Below are 23,383 nucleotides of genomic sequence, written 5' to 3'. Positions count from 1 at the left end.
TGTCCTCAACCAAAGCTTCAAGGAAAACATCCCATGGCGTTACATGGACTGATTCTGGCTCTCGGCCTGCTCGTGGGAGCAAGCGTGACCGCTCACGCCGAACCCCTGGACGAACCCCTCAAGCCCCTGCCACCGGTGCCGGCCCTGGACCCCAAGCGCGTTCAGTTGGGACTGCGGCTGTTCAATGACCCGCGGCTGTCGGTCAACAACACCCTGTCCTGTGCCAGTTGCCATCGCCTGGACAAGGGCGGCGCCGACGACAAGCCGTTTTCCTTAGGCTTCGACGGCAAACCGGTGGAAGTCAATACGCCGACGGTGTTCAACGCCAGCCTGAACTTCCACCAGTTCTGGGATGGCCGCGTCGATACGCTGGAAGAACAGGTCCACGAGGTCGTGACCAGCCCGGTGGAAATGGGCAGCACCTGGGAGGCGGTGGTCAAGCGCATCGCCGATGACCCCGGCTACGCCAAGGACTTCAAGGACGCCTACCCCGATGGCGTGACCAAGCCCAATATCCAGGGCGCACTGGCCGACTACGAGCGCACCTTGCAGACGCCCAACTCGCGTTTCGACCAATACCTGCTGGGCAATACCGACATCCTCACGCCTCGGGAGAAGTTCGGTTACCAGCGCTTCAAGGAGTACGGCTGTATCGCTTGCCACCAGGGCGTGAACATGGGCGGCAACATGTTCCAGAAATTCGGCGTCATGGGCGACTACATCGGCGACCGGGGCAACCCCAACCGGGCCGACGAAGGACGCTTCAACATCACCGGCGATGAAAACGATCGCCAGGTTTTCAAGGTGCCGAGCCTGCGCAACGTAGCCATTACCGCCCCGTATTTCCATGACGGGTCGGCGCCAACCCTGGAACGCGCGGTGGAGGTGATGTTCAAGTACCAGTTGGGCCGTGAGCCCCTGAAGAACGATACCGAGCTGATCGTCGAATTCCTCAAGACCCTGACCGGTGAGTGGGAGGGCAAACCCCTATGACAGTCCTCCGTCGCCTCGGCCTGGCCTTCATCGGCCTCTTGCTGGCGGGCATCCTGTTGTTCATGTACGTCAATTCGGGCGCCCGGCAGGCCGCTTCGTACATCGAGTCCCGGGACCTGATCCGCCTGCTCAAGCAACAGGACGCTATCTGGGACAACGAAGTCCTCAAGTCGCGAATCGCCCTGACCCACAACTACGACCCGCTGGTCTCGCCCCTGCACGAGATGGCACGTTTGTGGCAGCGCCTGGACGCCATCGAATCGGAACCGGAGCGCCACGGGCCATCACTCTGGGAAGCCCAGCGCGCCGAATACCTCAAATTGGTCAAGGAAAAAACCCGTCTGATAGAACAGTTCAAATCCCATAACGCCGTGTTGCGCAATTCCCTGGCCTTCCTGCCCACCGGCGAGGACGACATCCAGGCCCAGTTCGCCCGGCTGCCTGATACGTACAAACTGGAGTTGCAGAACGTTGCCATCGACACCTACGACCTGTTGCTCAGCAGCATGGAGTTCGCTCAGCTCAGCTCCCCTGAAAGAGCAGCTGAAGTGCTGCTGGGTCTGAACCAGTTGGAGGTCAACAAGGAACGCCTGCCCGAGGGGCTGCTCAACTCCGTCGAAGTGTTGCGCAGACACATCGGGGTGATCTTGCGCGAACAGCCACGGGTCAATGAATTATTACTGGGGATCGAAGCGATTCCCTTGGCCGATCGCCTGGACACCATCACCCAGTTGCTCGAGAAAGACCAGGCAAAAGCCGCCGCCCAGTACGAGCGCAACCACGTTTACCTGCTGGTGTTCGCCACGTTCCTGGTGCTGATCCTGATCTGGCTGGCGATCCGGCTGATACGCAGCTTCGCCGAGATCAAGCGGGTCAACAACGCCCTGCAAACCGCCAACGATGAGCTGGAACAACGGGTCGAGGAACGTACCCGTCAACTCAAGGACACCCAGAGCGAGTTGATGGACACCGCCCGCCAGGCTGGCATGGCGGAAATCGCCACCAACGTGTTGCACAACGTCGGCAACGTGCTCAACAGCGTGAACATCTCCGCCGACCTGGTCAGCCGAAAACTGCGCAGCAGCAAGGCCCTGGGGCTGGGCAAGGCGATGCAATTGATCAACGAACACACCGATGACCTCGGGCACTTCCTCACCGAGGACCCCAAAGGCAAGCTGCTGCCCGGCTACCTCAACCAACTGGTCGAGGCCATCGCCTCGGAGCAGCAGGGCCTGACAGATGAATTGGCCCAGTTGAGCAAGAGCGTGGACCACATCAAGGACATCGTCTCCACCCAACAGTCCTATGCCGGGGCCAACAGCCTGCTGGAACCCCTGGTGGTCAGCGAGCTGCTCGAAGACGCGCTGCGCATGAACTCCGGCGCCCTGACCCGCCATCATGTTACGGTGATCAAGGAATACGGCGACGTGCCGCGGATCATGGGCGACAAGCACCGCTTGCTGTTGATCCTGATCAACCTGATCAGCAATGCCAAATACGCCATGGCCGGGGTGTCCAACCATGCGCGGAACATGACCCTCAAGGCCGCCGTCGTCGATGGCGAGACCCTGCAAATCAGCGTCAAGGACGAAGGCGAAGGCATCGCGGAGGAAAACATGACGCGCATCTTCGCCCATGGGTTTACCACGCGTAAGGAAGGCCACGGCTTTGGCCTGCACAGCTGCGCACTGGCGGCCATCGAAATGAACGGCCACCTCACCGCCCACAGTGAGGGGCCAGGCAAAGGGGCGACATTCCAATTGCAGGTGCCCCTGAAACTTGCAGAAGGTGAACCATGAACAGCATGAGTAACCGCCGCATCCTGTTGATCGACGATACACCCGCCATTCATGAAGATTTCCGCAAGATCCTCACCCCGGAGGATGAGAGCAACACGGACTTGCAGGACATGGAAAGCGCCTTGTTCGGCGAAGCGCCGAAACCTGCCGCCACCGTGTTCGAGCTCGACTCGGCCTACGGTGGGCAAGAAGGCTTGAACAAATTGCTGGAGGCCGCGGCGAAGGAGCGTCCCTATGCCCTGGCCTTTGTCGACATGCGCATGCCCGAAGGCTGGGACGGCGCCAAGACCATCGAAGAACTCTGGAAGCGCGACCCGCAGTTACAAGTGGTGGTTTGTACCGCCTACTCGGATTATTCCTGGGATGAACTGCTCGACCGCCTGAACGGCCACGATCGCCTGCTGATCCTGAAGAAGCCGTTCGACAACATCGAAGTCCAGCAGATGGCCAACACCCTGACCACCAAATGGGAAATGACTTCTCGGGCGCAGTTGAAAATGAACAAGCTCGAAGACCTGGTGGAACAACGCACCCAGGCGTTCAGACAGGCCAGCGAGCTGCTGCAAATGGAGATCGACGAACGCAAGATGCTGGAAACCCAGTTGGTGCAATCGGAAAAGCTCGCCTCGCTGGGCCAGCTGGCGGCCGGGGTGGCCCACGAAATCAACAACCCGATCGGTTTCATTTCTTCCAACCTGGGGGCGTTGGATGGCTACTTCGGCAAGCTCCAGGAAATGCTCAGCGCCTACGGCAGCGCCGAAGAGGCCATCGCCTCACCGGAGCTGGTGGTGAACTTGAGAAAACTGCGCGAACAGGTGGAGCTGGATTTCCTGGTCGAGGACATCCCCTTGCTGATCAAGGAATCCAAGGATGGCATCGGCCGTGTCGGGCAGATCGTCAAGGACCTGAAGGACTTCTCCCGCGTTGACTCCAGCCAGGAATGGCAGATGGCCAATTTGCAGCAGGGCATGGATTCGACGTTGAACATCGTCGCCAATGAAATCAAATACAAGGCCGACGTGGTCAAGGAATACACACCGTTGCCGGAGGTGGAATGCCTGCCGTCGCAGATCAACCAGGTGATCATGAACCTGATCGTCAACGCCGCCCAGGCCATCGGCCCCGAACGCGGCACCATCACCCTGCGCAACGGGGTCGGTGATGAAACCGTCTGGATCGAAGTAGCGGACAACGGCTCGGGCATCCCCCCCGAAACCCTGCAGAAAATCTTCGACCCGTTCTTCACCACCAAACCCATCGGCCAGGGCACGGGGCTCGGGCTGTCGTTGTCCTACGGCATCGTGAAAAAACACAACGGCGAGATCACCGTACGCAGCGAAGTCGGCGTCGGCACCACCTTCCGCGTGGAATTACCGGTGCGGCAGATGAAGCAGGCGAGCTGAGCCACACCTGGGGTGAGAACACTGTAGAAGCTGTGGGAGCAAGGCTTGCCCGCGATGGGGACGACTCGGTACTTCAGAAACCGAGGCGCCTGTATCGCGAGCAAGCTTTGCTCCCACAGCCTTGCTCCCATAACAATCCCCTCGCCATAGGGTTGCCCGCCGTTTCGCTGCCAGCGCAGAATGCCTACGTCGCCTCGCCAATCGCTCCCCCCAAGGAAACCGTATGAGCCTGTCTCTGCTGAGCCGCTACGCCTTCTTCGCCGGCTGTGTCATTTTCACCCTCGCCAGCCTGCCGTTTCTGCAACACGACTGGCTCTGGCCGATTGCGCTGGTGACCGGGCTGTTGAGCCTGCTGGGGTTGTTCGACTTGCTGCAAAGCCGCCACGCCGTACGGCGCAACTACCCGATACTGGGCAATATCCGCTACCTGGTCGAAGGCATCCGCCCGGAGATCCGCCAGTACCTGCTCGAATCCGACAGCGATGCCCTGCCCTTCTCCCGGGCCCAACGCTCGCTGGTGTATTCCCGGGCCAAGAACGAAAGCGCCGACAAACCGTTCGGCACCTTGATCGACGTCTACCAGACCGGCTTCGAATTCATCGGCCATTCCATGCGCCCGGCCCCACTGAGCGACCCCAGCGGTTTTCGGGTGACGGTCGGCGGCCCGCAGTGCACACAGCCGTACTCCGCGTCGGTGTTCAACATCTCGGCCATGAGCTTCGGCTCCCTGAGCGCCAACGCCATCCGGGCGTTGAACCAGGGGGCCAAGCTGGGCAACTTCGCCCACGACACCGGTGAAGGCAGCATCAGCCCCTACCATCGCGAACACGGTGGTGACCTGACCTGGGAGCTGGGCAGCGGCTATTTTGGCTGTCGTACAAGCGACGGGCGCTTCGACCCCGAACGTTTCGCCGCCCAGGCCCAGAACCCGCAGGTGCGGATGATCGAAATCAAGATGAGCCAGGGCGCCAAACCCGGCCACGGCGGCATCCTGCCCAAGCACAAGGTCACCCGGGAAATCGCCGAAACCCGTGGCATCCTCATGGGCGAGGATTGTGTTTCGCCGTCACGCCACAGCGCGTTTTCCACGCCGATCGAACTGATGCGGTTCGTCCAGCAACTGCGTGAGCTGTCCGGCGGCAAACCGGTGGGCTTCAAGTTCTGCTTGGGTCATCCGTGGGAATTCATGGGCATTGCCAAGGCCATGCTGGAAACCGGGATCCTGCCCGACTTCATCGTGGTCGACGGCAAGGAAGGCGGCACGGGCGCCGCGCCAGTGGAGTTCACCGATCACATCGGCGTGCCGCTGCGCGAGGGCCTGCTGTTCGTGCATAACACCCTGGTGGGCCTGAACTTGCGGGACAAGATCAAGCTCGGCGCCAGTGGCAAGATCGTCAGCGCCTTCGACATCGCCAGCGTCCTGGCCATCGGCGCCGACTGGGCCAACGCCGCGCGTGGCTTCATGTTCGCCATCGGCTGCATCCAATCCCAAAGCTGCCACACCAACAAATGCCCCACCGGCGTCGCCACCCAGGACACCCTGCGCCAGCGCGCCCTGGTCGTCCCGGACAAGGCCCAGCGGGTCTACAACTTCCACCGCAACACCCTCAAGGCCCTGGCCGAAATGCTCGCCGCCGCCGGGCTTGAACACCCTTCGCAATTGCAGCCCAAGCATCTGGTACGGCGTATGTCGGCCACCGAGGTCAAGTTGTTCTCTCAGTTGCATGTGTTTTTGAAGCCGGGGGAATTGCTGACGGGTGAGGTCAACGGGGCGTTTTATTCGCGGATGTGGCAGATGGCGCGGGCGGACAGTTTTGAGCCGCGGGAGGTGGTGGCGGCATGAATAATCCCGCAGCAAACCGTTTTCGACGCTATGGAATTTCAACGCCAACGGTAGAGAAACTTTCCCAATATTAATGAGCCAAATCGCGGCAGTTAACAGTGCTGCGATTGATCCGCGCGGGCTCTTTCATAACGATGAAACCATAGTCGCCCAGTAGATAAATCCGGTAATACTGATTGTCCACGACGGGCACATATCCTAGATAGCCGACGTGGGTCGCATTACGCCGCTCACGTTCGACCGCCACGTTGGTGATGCCCATTAACGGCAAGTTTTTCGAAAGCATAAAGTAGTCGATGTTGAGCAGATAATGCAGAACCGGCAGCTGTTTGAACGAGCCGCAAGCGCTTGCCAACCAAGAGTCAGAATAAGTGACGGATATGTAAATCCGCTTGGCTTCGTACAGTGCCCGGTGCGAAGTGATGTCATACCCCAGACTGTAAAGCGCTCCATTGGCGAAGGATTTTTGTAAGGTCAGCACTCGGCCATAAGCGAAGGACAGCGAAAGCGTTGCCAAAAGCGGAATGACCAGCAGCAGCGGCAGTCGACGATGAATCGGCGCAAGGGCCAGATAAGCAAGATAAAACAGCAGCATCAACAGCACCCCGAAACCCATCAGGGTGCGAGCACCTTCATTGAAGTCGCGGAAAAACAGCGTGATGCCAGGTACCAACAGGACCAATAAGGGCAGCGTCAGCAAACAACCCAGCAGCATCACCACACTTTTCCAACGTTGCCGTTCACGCACGCACACCCTGCAGGTCAATCGTACGAAACCGATCAGCGCACACAGGACCAGAACGGAGAATATCCAGGTGTATCCGCCGTGAAACAACAGCGCCACCTTCTCCACCACCCGTCCAATATTGATGCTGATCTGCAGAAGCGGATCGGCTTTCCAATTCAATAATGCAGTCCGCTCCGTTCTCATGAGCATGACGGCGGCGGCGAAGTAAATCAGCATCGCCAAGCCAAGCTGAGTCAGCTTCCAACCCAACATTTGCAGCCACTGTAGGCATGGCTCCCGTTTGTATGCCGCCCTGAGCAGTTCTAGGCAACACAGGCCCAGAAACACATTGAAGCTGATCTGATAGAGCCCGAATGCCAGCACCAACAACGCCGTTGGCACCCACCACTGACGAATTCGCGATGCACCCTGAAAGGTAATTGCGTAAATAACAGCGACCAGACTCAGCGCCATACCCGGACCATCGTATTGATACGACAGGTTCTGCAACAGGAAGGGGTTGTACCAGAGGGGCAACGTAACCAGGCAGCACGCCAGTGTCGGCTGAGGAAAGTAATAAAAGGTCAGGCGAGTCAAAGCCAGGGACATAGCCAACACGGCGAGCAACAAAGGCAGCGGAAAAATGTCCGGCGCGGCGCTGGTGAAGGACAACGTTTGATACAACAATTCACTGAACCAACGTCCTTGGTCAGTCCAAGCAGTACCCGCTTCCAGCGTCCGCCAGTTATCGTCGATATAGCGAAAATCAGCGAGGATCAACGGCAGGACGTACAGCAAGCTTGCTGATAAAAAAAATAGCGCGATCTGTTGGCGATTGAGTTCGCGATAGACAAGATCGCTGATTCTCATTTCATCGCTCCCATGATCGTTGCGGTCGATTGATCACTCGCTGCCCCCCTACGATCAAGAATTACAGGTCAACAGCTGGCTTTGTCCACACGGAGCAACTGCGTCATGATTCATCCCGGGGCTTGAGCCGACCTCCCCGGATCATCTCCTTGATGACATACCGCGGCCGGTGCTTGGTTTCCAGATAAATCCGCCCGATGTATTCACCCAATACCCCTATGCCGATCAGTTGCACACCGCCCAGAAATAGAATCGCGGTTATCAACGAAGGATAGCCGGGTACATCATTTCCGAAGAACAACTTGTCCAGGACCATGTAGACGGCATACGCCAGCGAAATCAGCGAGATGCAACTCCCCACATAAGTCCACAACCGCAACGGCACGGTACTGAACGACGTGATGCCTTCGAGCGCCAGGTTCCACAACTTCCAAACGTTGAACTTACTGTTGCCAGCGGCGCGACTCGCGCGGTCGTATTCGATGATGACGGTGTTGAAACCGGCCCACGACAACACGCCTTTCATGAATAGCTGATACTCGGGGAGGGTCTTGATGACTTCCACGACCTTGCGATCCATCAGGCGAAAATCGCCCACGTTGCGTTCGATATGAGGGTAGGCAATCTGATCGAGCAGGCGATAGAACAGTGCAGCGCACCCCCGCTTGAGATAACTGTCGGATGAACGATCGCGACGCTTTGCCAGCACCACCTCGGCGCCCTTTTCCCATTCGGCGATAAGTCTCGGAATAACCTCAATGGGATCTTGCAGGTCCACATCCATAGGAATAACCACATCGCCGCTGGCATACTCGACTCCGGCAAACAACGCTGGTTCCTTGCCAAAATTTCGGGAAAAGCTGATCAACAGGACCAGGTTGTCAGCCAACGCAATATCACGGGCCAGGGTGGCGGTCTGGTCGAGGCTGCCATCGTTGATGAATACGATCTCGACGCAATGATCCCTGAGCTGCGGATGCTGGCGGACACTTTTGTAAAACAAGCCGATGGCCTGCTCTTCGTTGTACACAGGAACAATCAGCGAAATATTCATGGACGACGTCCGCGAAACACTACAGACCAGGAAAACAGAAAGCCGAACACCAGACTCAACAGCGAGAATGCCGCTACGGTCAGCAGACCCTGAAGGTGCCAGCGGTCCCCAACGTGACCGACGATAAAACTGAGCACGCCCATGACACAGAGGAAAAACACATAGCTCGTTACCGAGAGTTTAGCCTCGAAGGTGTAAAGCGCGTTGACATAAAAGGAGAACGAGGCAGCCACGCAAAAGGCCGTGAAATTACTCGTTGCCTGATTGAGACCGACAGCCACTCGTAGCACAAAAAATATCTGCCAATGGATCAGCGTATTGGCCAGTCCCACCAGTGAGTAGCTGAGAAAACTTTTCCATATCGCTTTCATACATACTCCCGAGCAGGTCGGTGCTTCAGGCGGTACTTACTCTAGGGTTCTGTCTGTACCCGGTCTACTGTAAGAACTAACAGGTGCGCCGTAGTTCGTTGCCAGAGACTCAACAAAAAAAGAGCCCCGATCATCCGACCGGGGCTCTGTTTTCATCGCCGTCCACTTACGAAGCTGAACGTACCGAACCCTGCACATCACCCGTCGGTTGCAACTTGAAGGTGTAGAACAACACCGTCAGCAACACCAGGAACGCAGGGCCCACATACAACGCCACACGCGTATCGGGGAAGTACGCCATCAACCCCACCACCAGCACCAGGAATGCCAACGCCAGGTACGAGCTGACCGGGTACAGCCACATGCGGTATTTCAACGCCGCACGCTCTGAAGCACTGAGGCTTTTACGGAATTTGAGCTGGGCCAACAGGATCATCACCCAAGTCCAGATCGCGCCGAAGGTGGCGATGGACGTCACCCAGACGAAGACTTTCTCCGGCACCAGGTAATTGAGCAGCACGCCCAGCAGCAACGCGGCGATGGACAGCAGCAGCGCGCGGCGTGGTACGCCGTTGTTGGAGGTCTTGGCGAAACCGGACGGGGCCTGGCCGTTCTGCGCCAGGCTATAGAGCATCCGCCCGGTGCTGAAGATCCCGCCGTTGCAGGACGACAACGCGGCGGTGATCACCACGAAGTTGATGATGCCGGCGGCGGTCTTGATGCCCAGGCGCTCGAAGGTCATCACGAACGGGCTGCCCTGGGTGCCGATCTCGTTCCATGGGTAGATCGACAGGATCACGAAGAGCGCGCCGACGTAGAACAGCAGGATCCGCCAGAACACCGAGCCGATGGCGTTGGGGATGGTTTTCTGCGGGTTCTTCGCCTCTCCGGCGGTCAGGCCGATCATCTCCACGCCCAGGTAGGCGAACATGACCATTTGCAGGGACATCAACACGCCGGACACGCCGTTGGGCATGAAGCCGCCATGGGCCCAGAGGTTGGAAATGCCCAGGGCTACACCGTCGTTGCCGAAGCCAAAGGCGATGATGCCGACGCCGCCGATGACCATGGCGATGATGGTGACGATCTTGATCAGGGCGAACCAGAATTCGAATTCGCCGAAGGCCTTCACCGCGATCAGGTTGATCGAGCCCATGCTGACCAGCGCGGCCAGGGCCCAGATCCAGCGGGGCACGTCGGGGAACCAGATGCCCATGTACACGGCAACGGCGGTGATTTCCGCCACGCAGGTCACCAGCCATAGGAACCAGTAGTTCCAACCGGTCAGGAAGCCTGCCAGTGGGCCGAGATAGTCCTGGGCATAGCGGCTGAACGAACCAGCCACCGGGTTGTGCACGGCCATTTCACCGAGGGCGCGCATGATCACCAGGATCGCCAGGCCGCCAATGATGTAGGACAGCATGATCGCCGGACCGGCCATTTCGATGGCCTTGGCCGAACCGAGGAACAGCCCGACACCGATGCAGGCGCCGAGCGCCATCAGGCGGATATGCCGCTCACCGAGTTCACGTTTGAGCGGACCACTCTGGGCGGTCTCGCCATGGGGCAGATGATTGCCGACAGGCATAGGGATAACCTCGTCTTGTTATTGGATTAGCCACCGAGTGTCCAAAGCCACAGGCCGGTAAGCCTGCCGCCTTGCCGAAACCGGGTCTGTCTTGTGGACAGACCGTCCTGTGGAACGACAACCTCAGGATCAGCGGGTCGTGCAGTATAAAAAGCCAGGAATAGAGAGTTTCACTGTAAACCTGGAAAATTCAGGGATAAACCTCAGCCATGATCGGGTTTTTGAGAGGTGTTGTCTGGGAACCAGGTCATTCGGAAAACGCCGCCGAGTATTGCACAACGATGGTGCAGCGTCATGTTTTGGCATGGAGCGAGGGCTCTAGGGCAAGGTTTTCAGACACTAAAACCCTGTGGCGAGGAGTTAATTTGGGGGAGTGATTTATCTGTGGCGAGGGGATTTATCCTCGTTGGGCTGCGCAGCAGCCCCAATGCAGACAACTCAATTGTCCAGACATATCGGGCGCAGTTTGGGGGCTGCTACGCAGCCCAGCGGGGATAAATCCCACCACCACAGGTAAATCCCATCAGCACAAATAACTCCCCTCCCCACAGATAGATCCCCTGGCCACAGGAGAACCAAGTTTCCTTGTCCAAACAGGGAGCATGAGGCGCTTCAAAGCCATGCGGCGTCCCAGAGAGGGTAGTCGCCAATACATTCCGCCAACCCCGCCCGAATCGGATTGGCAATGATGTAGTCGGCGCTGGGCCGCAGCTCTTCATTGTCACGAATCGCGCGGTCATGAAAGCCGCTTTGCCAAAGCGGACCAGAGGCTCCGATCATGCTATTGACCTGATGGGTGCAGCGAGCTTTGGTGGCGCCGATGACACGACTCAAATGACCATCGAGGATTTGCAGCAACCAATGGAAGTGATCCGGCATCACCACCCAGGCCAAAGAGTTCACCTGACCGGAATCATGAGCACGTTTGAATTCAGCGACCAGTAGCCGTCCAATTTTCCAGTCGGAAAAAACCGTTCGCCGCTGATGAACAACAGCAGTTACCAGATAGGCTCGTCCTGGCTCTGAATAACGGCCTCGACGCAAGCGATGGGAATTGGGGTGTGGATGCATTCCTTGCTTCCTATGAAGGGGTTTGAATGCAGCTTAGCCACACCGCTGTTTTATCGACGCTGCGAAGGCTGAGCGAAATTTCCGAAACTTGAGTAATCCCTATGATGAGAGGAATTTATCTGTGGCGAGGGGATTTATCCCCGCTGGGCTGCGCAGCAGCCCCCCATACTGCAAACCGATATGTCTGGACAATTGAGTTGCCTGCATTGGGGCTGCTGCGCAGCCCAACGGGGATAAATCCCCTCGCCACAGGTAATCCCACCACCACAAATAACTCCTTCTCCACAGATAGATCCCCTGACCACAGGGAAACCCTGTTTCCTTGTCCAGACAGGGAGACACAAAGCAATGCCTCTGGTCATGACAGACCGGTGCCCATAATTTCCCCTCCCCCCACGCCAACCACCGTCTAAGCTTCAAGCAAGTCCGATCAATCTGCTTAATGGATCAGTCGACTATGGGCGCTTTGTGGCAAACCGATTCGAATGAACCTATGGTCCCGACTGAACGTATGGAAGAAGCGCCTTTACCTCAAAAAAAACGCCGCGCACGGCATGGCTGGCGGGCATTCTGGTTGTTGCTGCTGATTATCGTCGTGGTGGTCGGCTTGGCGGTGGCCAAGGAAATGCGCACGTCTCGGTTTCAGGCCCGGGAGCTCAGCAAGTACGCCGCGTCCCTGAGCTATTCGGTGCAGCCGGGGCCCAGCGATGCCATCGTCTACCCTGGCGCCGGCCCGTTCGACCGGCGCCTGGGCTACAGCGCGCTGGGGGAGTTCCTGCCGCGCCTGCTCAAGCGCGACTACGTGATCCAGGCCCAGGCGCGGTTTTCGCCGGCGTTGATGGGCTACGTCGAAAAAGGCCTGTTCGTGCCCTACGCGGAAAAGATCCAGGCCGGGCTGACCATCACCGACTGCCGCGCCGCGCCGGTCTATCAGTTCAAGTACCCGCAGCAGCTGTATGCGAACTTCGAAGCGATCCCGCCCTTGGTGGTGCAGAGCCTGTTGTTCATCGAGAACCGTTTTCTGCTCGACCCCAAGCAACCCTTGGCCAACCCGGCCGTGGACTGGCCGCGCTTCGGCATGGCGGCCTGGTCGCAAGTCGCCAAGCTGCTGAGCCTGCCGGGGCAATCCGCCGGGGGCAGCACCTTGGCGACGCAACTGGAGAAGTACCGTCACTCGCCTGAGGGCCTGACCGTGTCCGGCGCGGAGAAAATCCGCCAGATGATTTCCGCCAGCGTGCGCGCCTATCAGGCCGGCCCGCAAACCCTCGAGGCACGGCAGCGGGTGGTGCGCGACTACCTCAACAGCGTGCCGCTCTCCGCCGTGCCGGGGCATGGTGAAGTCCACGGCATGGCCGAAGGCTTGCGGGTCTGGTATGGCGCCGACTTCAATCGGGCCAATGAACGCTTGGCCAGCACCGCCACCGACCCTAAGAGCCTGGCGGAAAAAGGCCTGGCCCTGCGGGAAATGCTGTCGTTGATGATCGCTCAACGCCGCCCCTCTCATTACCTGACCAAGGGTCGCGATGAACTGGCGAACCTGACCGACAGCCACATCCGGTTGCTGAGGCAAAACGGCGTGATCGACGCGGCGTTGGCCGAGGCGGCCCTGGCGAGCAAGGTCAGCTATCGCGACTGGGTCCAGGACCCGACCGTCCAGCCCAACGAAACCAACAAAGGCATCAGCGCCGCCCGCAGTCGCCTCGCCGCCCTGCTCAACCGCCCGCTGTACGACCTCGATCGCCTCGACCTCTCCGCCACCAGCACCTTGCAAAGCGACTTGCAGGCCCAGGCCACCGACTACCTCAAGCGCCTGGCCGACCCGGCCTTCGCGACCGAGATCGGCCTGATGGGAGAACGCCTGCTGACCCCCACCAGCACCACCCAGGTGCGCTACAGCTTCACCCTGATGGAACTGACCCCCGATGGCTCCCGCGTGCGCGTGCAGACCGACAGCACCGACCAGCCCTTCGACATCAACGAAGGCAGCAAGCTGGAACTGGGCTCCACCGCCAAGTTGCGCGTGCTCACCACCTACCTGCAGATCATTGCCGAACTGCACGAGCGTTATGCCCAGCAGTCCCCGGCGGCGCTGAAGAAAACCGAAGTCGCCGAGCAGGACCGCCTGTCCCGCTGGGCCGTCGACTACCTGATCCAGAACACCGACCGCAGTCTGCCGAAGATGCTCGAGGCCGCGCTGGACCGGACGTATTCAGCCAGCCCCGGCGAGGCGTTCTTTACTGGCGGCGGGCTGCACACCTTCCACAACTTCCGCAAGGAAGACGACGGTCGCATGCCCACCCTGCGCGACTCTTTGCGAGAATCCATCAACCTGCCATTCATCCGCCTGATGCGCGACCTGGTGCGCTACGCCACCTACGCCGGCCCCAACAACAGTTCCGAACTGCTCAAGGACGACAAGGACCCGCGCCGCCAGGAATACCTGGCCCAGTTCGCCGACCGCGAAGGCACTTCGTTCCTGCTCAGGTTCTGGAAGAAGTACCAGAAAAAGGACACCAGCCAGCGCCTCGAAACCTTTCTCGACAGCATGCGCCCCACGGCGATCCGCCTGGCCGCCGTGCACCGCTATTTCTTTCCCAACGACAGCCAGGAAAATTTCAACCGCTTCGTGCGTGCGCATTTGAAGTCGGCCAAGAGCGCCGAAAAACTCACCGACGAACGTCTCGAACGGCTCTATCAAAGCTATGGCCCCGGCGCCTATGACCTGCCGGACCAGGGTTTCATCGCCAAGGTCCACCCACTGGACTTGTGGTTGATGGGTTACTTGCTGAACCACCCCGACGCCAAGTTCAGCCAGATCGTCAAGGCCAGTCAGTTCGAGCGCCAGGAAGTCTACAGCTGGCTGTTCAAGAGCCGGCACAAGAGCGCCCGCGACAGTCGCATCCGCACGATGCTGGAGATCGAAGCCTTCCTGGATATTCACCAGCGCTGGCAGCAGGTCGGCTATCCATTCGACCACCTGGTGCCGTCGCTGGCCACCGCCATCGGCAGCTCCGGCGACCGCCCCGCCGCGTTGGCGGTCCTGGTGGGTACCATTCTCAACGACGGCATCCGGCAACCGGCCTTGCGCGTCGACAGTTTGGATTTTGCCGTCAATACGCCCTACGAAACACGCCTGGTCAACGACCCGGAAAGCGGCAAGCGCGTGATGCCGGTGGAAGTCGCCCAGGCTCTGCGCGGTGCACTGTCCCAGGTAGTGGATGCCGGCACCGCGAAACGCGTGGCCGGCAGTTTCAAGTTGGCCGACGGGACGCCGCTGGCCATGGGCGGCAAGACCGGCACCGGCGACAACCGCATCGAAGCGGTCGGCTCCGGTGGGCGAGTGATCAGTTCCAAATCGATCAACCGTACCGCCACTTTCGTGTTCTACATCGGCGACAGCCATTTCGGCACCCTCACCGCCTACGTTCCGGGGGCATCGGCGCAGAACTTCAAATTCACCTCGGCCTTGCCGGTGCAGGTGCTCAAGGGCATGGCACCGTTTCTCTCGCCCTACTTGCAGCCGGGGACTCATACCCAGTGCAAGCCGTTGGTGGCGGAGCAGTAGGAGCTGTCGAGCGAAGCGAGGCTGCGATCTTGTCCCAGACACTTGAGTTTGGCTCGTTCGGCTGGCCGGGCACAGCCCATTGTGGGAGCGAGCTTGCTCGCGATAGGGTCAGGTCAGGCAACATCAATGGTGGCTGGTCTACCGCTATCGCGAGCAAGCTCGCTCCCACAGGTAATTCAGTGTCGAACGCGCCTCGATCGAACCTGCATGGGGCGGTCGGCAGCCCTACGGCGCAGTCGCGTCGAACACCATGTGCACCGTGCCGTAGTAGTCGCCAGGCTTGTACTCGTCATCGGGCTTGATGGCAGCGATGACGAGCGGCACCTGGCGCCCGGGCCGGGCTTCGGTGGCCGAGACCACCTGGGCCGAATCCAGGGTCAATACGACGTTGTTGAACGTCACCCGCAAGTCAATACGCTCACGGCCATTGGACAAGTACGCCTCTTCCCCCAGGCGTGCGCCGATAGAACCGTTGCTGTTCTTCACCTCGTAGGTCGCCCGCAGTGGGCTGAGTTCGTTGGTGATGGTGCTGAAGGGCAAGCGCTGTTCGCGCTGGACCAATTGCGGGTCGAGGGGCAACACGTAGAAGTCGACCGTCGGGATGGTCACGTAGACTTCGAACGTTTCCCGCTCCACCGCGCCCCAGGCGGTGGCCCAGGGCAACGTCAGGGCGCTCAATGCGAGGGGGCGTATCAATGTCTTGAATATTTTGGTCTTGAACATTTTGATTACCTCTGGCGTCAACGACGGTTCGGCGACGGCGGCCATCAACCTTTGATCTCGACGTTTTTTTTCTGATTGCCTTCGACAAGGGTGAAGCGGTATTGCCGCCCCGCTTCCTTGTCGAACGAAAAGCTCTGACCGCTCTTGACGTGATGCTTGGTGGTCGGCTTGCAGTCGTTCTCTTTCAGCGCCACGCAGTCCTTGAACTCATCGATCACCACCACCGTGTTGCCGTTATTGCGCAACTGGTAGCGGCTGGCGCTGTCGTCGATCACGGTCTCGTAACGGGTGTTCTTTGGCCGCACGAAAAACACCGTGCCGTAGCCCGCCAACACCTTGACCCCCGCCGCCACGCGGTCCTTTTTATATTGCTCGCGCTCTTCGGCGCTGATGGCGAACTCGTCTTCGGCTTCGGGCACCACCGGCACGAAACGCACCCGGAAGTAGCGCTCCTTGTCGCGGTTGCCCATGAACAGCAAGCGCGTACCCTGCACCCCGTTGGCCGGCACGATCAGCCGCGCCGGGCTGGCCATCAACCCGTCCTTGGCCTGGGCGCTGGCCTGGTTCTGCAGCGGCACTTCCTGGTAGCTGCCGTCCTCGTTGTAGATGATTTCCAGGATGTTGACCTTGACGAACGCCGTGGACGTGCCGCCGTTGAACACCCGTTTCATATAGGTGCTTTTGTCGCCGTCGAGGTAGTCGTACACCACCCCTACACCAATCTGCGGCCCAGCCTGGGCCACACCGCAAAACAGACAGAACCCAACCCATGCCAATAGATGTTTCATCGCTTTTCCAACCTCATGCAGTAAACACAACTCATTGAATGTTGCCGGCCAGCCGGCCACTCAGACTTCCGAATCCCAGATCACCGTGACGTTGCCGCTATAGGCTTTGGCGCCACTGTCCAGCATCTGCTCGACACTGCTCTGGCCCACCTCGAAATGCAGCATTCCCAAGCGCCGATCGACGTATAAACCCGGCCGGAACAGCTCGGTGCCACTGCCGTCGCGCAGCAGCCGACGGCGGTTGACCGGTTGCCCGGCGCCATCCGTCAAGCCGTCGGGCAGGGTCACGCTGACGTCCACCGGCACGGCGTGGCCGGTGGCGGTTTCAGAGATCGCGCAGGTGTTGCCGCTGATTTGCTGGCACTCGAGGGCCATCTTGAAACGCGAGGAAGCGGAGATATGAAAGCGCTGGTCGCGGAACAGCCGCGTGGGTTTGCGACCGCTGTTCAACCAGACTTGCCAGCCTTCCTGGGGCACCAGTTCGACGCGGTTGCCACCGGGAGGCACTTCGACTTTGAGGGTGTGCTCGACGTCGAGTTTGAAATTGAGGGTGAGCGCGGAATCGTTGGGAAGCATGATGTCGCCCATGTCGATGTCCTGCCCCGGTCCGATGCTATAGGTCAGCGACCCCGTATATTGGCCAGATGACATTTTCAGTGGATTGGGGGTGCGCAGTTCGTAGGCAAAGTCCAAGTGGGAATAAGCCATGCTGGGGATGTAATAGCGGGCTCTTTTGGAGCACACGCTTTCCACTGGCGTCTTCCAAAAAAAACCGTACCAATTGTTGCCATAGGGCTGATTACCGCCGTTTTCACAGGGCCGGGGAGCAACCACCCAACCGTCGCCATAACTGCCCCATAGCCGGTGATGAGCAAGTACGACCGTCACATCTCCCTCTACCAGGTCGACCACATTGACAGGGAGTCGATAGTGCGAACCTATACCCGTCATGCGCACTTCCACGACTTCCGTTTCGCCCGTGCTGGCATGGACAATATGTGCCGTACGCCAATTGGCAGGTACCTTAAACATCGCCCCCTTCCGAACGTCTTCATGACCCGCCTGAATAGGACTGATCGAATTGAAGGTGATCGGCAATCGAATGCTGAACATTTTCTTGTTAGCGCACTGCTCCGGATACTGTGCACAGTAGCCACTGACCGGTGTGGTATTAAGGAATGTGTTCTCCTGAGGCTTGGACGCATCGGGCCTGAACAGCGCGCTGATGTCCTGGTTCAAGGCATTGGCCGCAGGAACGCACGCAATCAACAATGCCCCAACCACGCTGCGCATGTTCACCGGTAAATATTTCATCTATCTCCCACCATCAAATCGGCTCGGAACAGGCCGAGCCAGCCTGTCTAAACTTCCGAATCCCATATCACCGTGACATTGCCGCTGTAGGCCTTGGCGCCGGTGTCCAGCATCTGCTCGACGCTGCCCTGGCCCACTTCGAAATGCAGCGCCCCTAACCTGCGATCCACATAAAAACCCGGCTGGAACAACTCGGTGCCACTGCCATCGCGTAGCAGGCGACGGCGGTTGACCGGTTGCCCGGCGCCGTCCGTCAAGCCCTCGGGCAGGGTCACGCTGACGTCCACCGGCACGGCGTGGCCGGTGCCGGTTTCGGCGATCGCGCAGGTGTTGCCGCTGATGTGTTGGCACTCAAGGCCCATCTTGAAACGTGACGAGGCCGAGATATGGAAGCGCTGGTCGCGGAACAGCCGCGTCGGTTTGCGCCCGCTGTTGAGCCAGGCTTGCCAGCCTTCCGGGGGCACCAGTTCGACGCGGTTACCGCCAGGGGGCACTTCCACCTTGAGGGTGTGCTCGACGTCGAGTTTGAAATTGAGGGTGATCACCGAATCATTGGGGAGCATGACGTCACCCATGTCGAAGTCCTGCCCCGGCCCAACGCCATAGCTCACCGAGCCCCGGTATTGACCGGACGACATCTTCAAGGGGTTGGGTGTGCGCAGTTCGTAGGCGAAGTCCAAGAAGCGGTAGGACATGCTGGGGATCAAGTAGCTGGCCCTCTTCGCGCACACGCCTTCGACGGGGGTCTTCCAGAAGAAGTTATAGATCAGGTGGTTCATCGTCCCAAAATTGGTGGACTGACAGGGCGAAGGCGCGTACCTGAAACTGGAGCCGCTCCATAACCGGTTATGAGCAGTTGTGAGATCCACGCCGCCACCGACCAGGTCGATGACGCTGACAGGCAGTTGGTAGCGCGAACCGACGCCGGATATGCGGACTTGAACGATCTCGGTTTCGCCCGTATCGGTGTGGGTCACCTGCGCCAGACGCCATGTGGCAGGCACATCGAACATCGCCCCTTGCCGCGAATCCCCATGATTGGCCTGAATGGGCCCGGTCGATTCGAAGACAATGGGCACTTGGAGACTGAACATTTTTTCCCTGTCGCAGACCGCCGGATACAACGCGCAATAACCCGAAACCGGGGTGGTATTGAGAAAGGTGTTTTCATTGGGCTTCGAGGGATCGGGCCTGAATATGGCGCTGACATCCTTGTTTACGGCATGAGCCGTCGATACACAGGCCAACACCATCACCGATACCATGCCTTGCACTGCCATTGGTAACTGCTTCATCTACCCTTCCCTCACCTTTGGCTCGGACCGACCGAGCCATCCTTTTTAAACTTGTGAATCCCAGATCACCGTCACATCGCCGGAGTAGGTGGTGGCGCCGTTGTCGAGCATCGCTTCGACGCTGCCCTGGCCGACCTCGAAATGCAGCGCTCCCGAGCGCCGATCGACGTACAGACCCGGCTGGAACAGCTCGGTGCCACTGCCATCGCGCAGCAACCGGCGGCGGTTGACCGGTTGCCCGGCGGCGTCCGTCAGGCCGTCGGGCAGGGTCACGCTGACGTCCACCGGCACGGTATGGCCGGTACCGGTTTCAGAGATCGCACAGGTGTTGCCGCTGACGTGCTGGCATTCGAGGGCCATCTTGAAACGCGAAGAAGCGGAGATATGGAAGCGCTGGTCGCGGAACAGTCGTGTGGGTTTGCGGCCGCTGTTGAGCCAGGCTTGCCAGCCTTCGTTGGGCACCAGTTCGACGCGGTTGCCGCCGGGGGGGACTTCGACTTTGAGGGTGTGTTCGACAGTGAGCTCGAAGTCGAGGGTTAGGGCCGAATCGTTGGGAAGCATGACATCGCCCATGTCAATGTCCTGTCCCGGTCCGACGCTATACGTTAACGAACCCGTGTATCGTCCAGACGACATTTTCAAGGGATTAGGTGTGCGCAGCTCGTAGCCAAAATCCAGATAGGCATAACTCATTCCAGGAACAAGATAATAGGCCATCTTGGCGCATGAATTTTCTTCCGGAGTTCTCCAAAAAAAATTATAGGTGCTGGCGGTAAGATCCCCATAACCCGTGCTCGTACAAGGCCGAGGGGCAAAAGACCAGCTAGTGCGCCATAACAATGAATGAGCCACTACATCGCTCATCCCCCCACCGACTAGGTTGACAGCGCTATCAGAGAGTCGATATTGCGAGCCGATACCGGACCAACGAACTTCAACGCTTTCCGTCTCGCCCGTACTGGCATGGGTGACCCATACCGTTCGCCAATCGGCGGGCACTTTAAACATCGCACCGTGCCGAGGTTCTTCATGATATGGCTGGATAGGACTGGTCGAATTGAAGGATAAAGGCAGCCGGATGCTGAACATCGTTCCGCAGTGCGTTGGATGCGTCGAGCAGTAACCACTTTGTGGAGTGGTGTTGGTAAAGATATTCTCGTTGGGTTTTGATGGGTCTGGCCTGAAGACAGCGGTGATGTTCTGGCTCACGGCATTGGCCACAGGCACACACGCAAACAGCAACACCGAGACCACGCTGCGCACTGCAACCGATAAGGGTTTCATTTATACAACCTCATACATCAAGACAAATCACAGCAAATAGGTGGTGAGGCATTCACCTGTGGGAGCAAGGCTTGCTTCCACAGTCTCAGGAACAAGCGTTGCTCCCACGGTCATGACCGCTGCTTCGTCCCGGCCTCGGCCAGCGTCGTATCGGCCAGGGTGTCCGGCGTGCAGCGCAAGTCACCGATCATCAACACATCGCCTTCGCGGGCCGAGCTGTCCGGGTCGAGGCGAAAGCGGCAGAACAACTCGTTGCCGTAGCGCACTTCCAAGGTTGGGGAGCCGGCATTCATCTCCATGGAGAAGAACCCGTCCACCTCGCTGATGCCGCGGCTGGCGTGGTTGATCACGTGATGGCCCTTGAGCGGCTCCCCCTGTTCGTCCAGCAAGCGGCCGAGCACGGTCACGGTTTTCATCACGCTGACCTTGCGGTAATCCACGCCGCCCTTGTTCAGGTGGTAACGGCTGCGAGATGGCTCGATGCTCGCCGCCGGTGGGTGCACGCCATCGAAGTCGAAGGTCACCATGCTGTTCTTGTAGGCGGTGATCGGCACGAAGTTGCGGCCCGGGTGCAAGGTGGTGCTGCCGCCGGTCAAGTCGTCGGCGCGCAGGATGATGTCGTCCAGGTCGGTTTCCACGTCGACGATCATGCCGGCGCCGCGCCCCTGGGGCACGCCGGTGAAGGCGGCTTTCTGCCCGCCCACCGCCACCGTGCTGCTCAGGTTCAAGCCGCCGGTGAGGTTGTCGTTGTAGGACGAACGCTGGATGAAGCCATCGCCGTACATCGACTCGGTCATGAAACTGGCGATGCCGGACAGGCCCACGCCATAGGTGTCGGCCAGGGCCGTGGCGGAGACGCTTTGCAATACGTGGTCCTGCAGGTCGCGGCGATAGGACAGCGAGGCATTGTTGTCCCGCGTGCCTTCGCGAGAAGTGCGGGTGCCGATGCTGCCCGACCAGTACTCGCCGGGCCCGCCCAGGGCGACGCTGAGGCTCAGGTCTACGCCGCGATTGCGCCGGTCGTTGGTACTCGAGGTGCCAGGGCGGTCGAACACCGAGAGGCGCCAGTTGGCATCGCTGCCACCCAGCGTGGTGCGCTGGGTCCAACCCAGGTCCAGGCCGGTGCCCTGGACATTGCCTTCGCTGTAGGCCAACCGGCCGTTGATGGAGTTCTTGTTGCTCAAGCGATGATTGACCGACAGCGATGAATTGCTGGTCTGGCCGACGTAGACGTTGCGCTGGCGGATACGGGTGCCATCCGGCAAGGTCTCGTAGGTGTTGCGGGTGTCGAGCCAACTGCGGTTGTGACTGGCGACGATGCTGCCATGGCCGTAGCTGTACAGGCCTTGCAAGTCCATGCCGGTGCCGTACTGCTGGGTCTGGTAGACGTTGGCGTACAGGCTGGTGCTGCTGGCGAGCGTCCAATCGATCGAGGTGCCCACTTGCAGTTTGTCTTGCACCTGGCGCGTGGACGCTCCGAGGATCACCCGTGGGTGCAGCAGGTAGTTGACGCCGAGCCCCGCGGTGTTGAAACCCGAGGGCTGGTCGTCCCAGTTGCTCCACAGCCGGGTTTCGCGACCGGCGAACAGGTTGTAGCGCCAGCGGTCCTCGGTACTGTTCCAATTGTTCGGCTTGTAGACCAGCTCCTGGCTGGTGGCGGTGGTTTGCCCGTCTTCGATCAGCCGTACTTCCACTTCATAGATACCGCCGGGCAACGGGCGGGTGTCCAGGCTCTGCAAGCCGGCGCTGACGGCCTGGGTGTTGATCAGCAGGCCGCTGCGGTAAATCTCCACCGAGGCCTGGCGGCTGGCGGTGACATAAATGGGGTAGACGCTGGGTTTGGGATTGTCGACCAGCAGGCTGTCGGAGCTGCCGTACATTACCCCCAGCGCGGTGTCCGGGTTGGCGCCGAACGAACGGATCTGGCGATTCAAGCCATCGGAACTGGGCGTGAAGTAACCCAGGCGCAAGAAATTGCCTTCCATTTCCCGTTGGGTGTAGAGCTCATGGACGGCGTGGTAGAGCTTGTCGTCCGGCCCGCCGAGACGCGAGAGCTGAAGGTCCAGGGACTGGCTCCAGTTGCCCACGCTGGAACTGGCATTGAGGCCATACCGCCCACCGGTGTCCTGTTTCTGGCCACCGTTGATATTGAGTTGGTTATTGAAGATCAGACCGAGGCTGCCGCCTTCCGGTTGATCGTAGAAACGCTTGATTTCAGTTGCGCGCTCGACATCCTGGGTCAGGATCGACACTAATGAATTCTCGAGGCTGTAGTGCACGGCCAGCAACCCGCCCGTGCAGTTGGTTTCACACGCGCCCAATGCTTGTCCCTGCTTGAGGCGTTGTTCCCATTGTTCGCGATCGACGGCTTTTATCGTGCTGTCTTGCGTGTCGGTGAATTCCAACAAGGTAATACGATCATCCCGCGTCAAGACCACCATGGCCTCACCGAGATACTGTTGATTGAGTTCAATACGAACCGCGAGTGGCACATCGAAGAAGTGGGCTTCAAACTCCGCCGGCAGACCCTTGGCCTGGGACAACAGGCTTCTTGGCGTGGTACCGGGGGCGGTTGGCGCGGCCAATGCTGTCGCGCACAAAAATAGCGCGAGCGCACCTGCGATGGGTGTCATCGGAAACATCAACGGACTCTCATATTCAGCGAGCTATCGGGGCGTTTCAGGTACAGGCCGAC

At 59.4% G+C, this 23,383-nt stretch carries 16 protein-coding genes; 5 read left to right on the top strand and 11 right to left on the bottom strand.

Annotation, left to right across the window (positions count from 1 at the left end; translation table 11 throughout):
* The first annotated feature begins 33 nt into the window (after positions 1-33).
* The 4 genes from AB4N80_RS11495 (at position 34) to AB4N80_RS11480 (ending at position 6,038) form a co-directional block, all read left to right on the top strand.
* The gene (locus AB4N80_RS11495) at positions 34-993 is read left to right on the top strand and encodes a cytochrome-c peroxidase (protein ID WP_460082057.1); all 960 of its coding nucleotides are present in this window, start codon (positions 34-36) and stop codon (positions 991-993) included.
* Complete coding sequence (locus AB4N80_RS11490) at positions 990-2,792, top strand: DAHL domain-containing protein (RefSeq protein ID WP_305468291.1); 1,803 nt, start codon at positions 990-992, stop codon at positions 2,790-2,792. Before AB4N80_RS11495 ends, AB4N80_RS11490 begins: the two co-directional genes overlap by 4 nt.
* Positions 2,789-4,195: an ATP-binding protein gene (locus tag AB4N80_RS11485; RefSeq protein WP_122567126.1), complete on the top strand. Its 1,407-nt coding sequence runs from the start codon at positions 2,789-2,791 to the stop codon at positions 4,193-4,195. The genes AB4N80_RS11490 and AB4N80_RS11485 overlap by 4 nt, the downstream gene beginning before the upstream one ends.
* A gap of 223 nt (positions 4,196-4,418) precedes the next feature.
* On the top strand, positions 4,419-6,038 hold the full coding sequence (locus AB4N80_RS11480) for an FMN-binding glutamate synthase family protein (RefSeq protein WP_122567127.1): 1,620 nt from the start codon (positions 4,419-4,421) through the stop codon (positions 6,036-6,038).
* 70 nt (positions 6,039-6,108) lie between these two features.
* Here AB4N80_RS11480 and AB4N80_RS11475 read toward each other — a convergent pair whose 3' ends face one another.
* The 5 genes from AB4N80_RS11475 to AB4N80_RS11455 form a co-directional block, all read right to left on the bottom strand.
* Positions 6,109-7,635, bottom strand: coding sequence for a glucosyltransferase domain-containing protein (locus tag AB4N80_RS11475; RefSeq protein ID WP_122567128.1), 1,527 nt, complete (start codon positions 7,633-7,635; stop codon positions 6,109-6,111).
* Between the two features lie 103 nt (positions 7,636-7,738).
* Complete coding sequence (locus tag AB4N80_RS11470; protein ID WP_122567129.1) at positions 7,739-8,689, bottom strand: glycosyltransferase family 2 protein; 951 nt, start codon at positions 8,687-8,689, stop codon at positions 7,739-7,741.
* Positions 8,686-9,060, bottom strand: a complete 375-nt coding sequence (locus AB4N80_RS11465) for a GtrA family protein (protein ID WP_122567130.1) — start codon at positions 9,058-9,060, stop codon at positions 8,686-8,688. The genes AB4N80_RS11470 and AB4N80_RS11465 overlap by 4 nt, the downstream gene beginning before the upstream one ends.
* Positions 9,061-9,226: 166 nt before the next feature.
* On the bottom strand, positions 9,227-10,648 hold the full coding sequence (locus AB4N80_RS11460; RefSeq protein ID WP_305482236.1) for an amino acid permease: 1,422 nt from the start codon (positions 10,646-10,648) through the stop codon (positions 9,227-9,229).
* Between the two features lie 612 nt (positions 10,649-11,260).
* Positions 11,261-11,719 carry an REP-associated tyrosine transposase gene (locus AB4N80_RS11455; RefSeq protein ID WP_354336317.1) on the bottom strand — a complete coding sequence of 153 codons (459 nt, stop codon included), beginning with the start codon at positions 11,717-11,719 and terminating at the stop codon, positions 11,261-11,263.
* Positions 11,720-12,176: 457 nt separating this feature from the next.
* Between AB4N80_RS11455 and AB4N80_RS11450 the strand changes: the two genes are divergently transcribed.
* On the top strand, positions 12,177-15,284 hold the full coding sequence (locus AB4N80_RS11450; protein ID WP_305468294.1) for a transglycosylase domain-containing protein: 3,108 nt from the start codon (positions 12,177-12,179) through the stop codon (positions 15,282-15,284).
* 225 nt (positions 15,285-15,509) lie between these two features.
* Here the strand turns inward: AB4N80_RS11450 and AB4N80_RS11445 are convergent, their stop codons facing one another.
* The 6 genes from AB4N80_RS11445 to AB4N80_RS11420 form a co-directional block, all read right to left on the bottom strand.
* Positions 15,510-15,992, bottom strand: a complete 483-nt coding sequence (locus tag AB4N80_RS11445; RefSeq protein WP_122567191.1) for a CS1 type fimbrial major subunit — start codon at positions 15,990-15,992, stop codon at positions 15,510-15,512.
* Positions 15,993-16,051: 59 nt separating this feature from the next.
* Complete coding sequence (locus tag AB4N80_RS11440) at positions 16,052-16,795, bottom strand: molecular chaperone (RefSeq protein ID WP_122567135.1); 744 nt, start codon at positions 16,793-16,795, stop codon at positions 16,052-16,054.
* 60 nt (positions 16,796-16,855) lie between these two features.
* Positions 16,856-18,109, bottom strand: coding sequence for a hypothetical protein (locus AB4N80_RS11435; protein WP_305468296.1), 1,254 nt, complete (start codon positions 18,107-18,109; stop codon positions 16,856-16,858).
* Positions 18,110-18,156: 47 nt separating this feature from the next.
* Positions 18,157-19,389, bottom strand: a complete 1,233-nt coding sequence (locus tag AB4N80_RS11430; RefSeq protein WP_460083058.1) for a hypothetical protein — start codon at positions 19,387-19,389, stop codon at positions 18,157-18,159.
* Between the two features lie 60 nt (positions 19,390-19,449).
* The gene (locus AB4N80_RS11425; RefSeq protein ID WP_460082048.1) at positions 19,450-20,688 is read right to left on the bottom strand and encodes a hypothetical protein; all 1,239 of its coding nucleotides are present in this window, start codon (positions 20,686-20,688) and stop codon (positions 19,450-19,452) included.
* A gap of 110 nt (positions 20,689-20,798) precedes the next feature.
* Positions 20,799-23,330 carry a CS1-pili formation C-terminal domain-containing protein gene (locus tag AB4N80_RS11420; protein WP_460082045.1) on the bottom strand — a complete coding sequence of 844 codons (2,532 nt, stop codon included), beginning with the start codon at positions 23,328-23,330 and terminating at the stop codon, positions 20,799-20,801.
* Between the last annotated feature and the right edge of the window lie 53 nt (positions 23,331-23,383).

The sequence above is a fragment of the Pseudomonas sp. H3_A02 genome (genome assembly GCF_054671965.1).
This window is presented reverse-complemented; position numbering and strand designations above follow the sequence as displayed.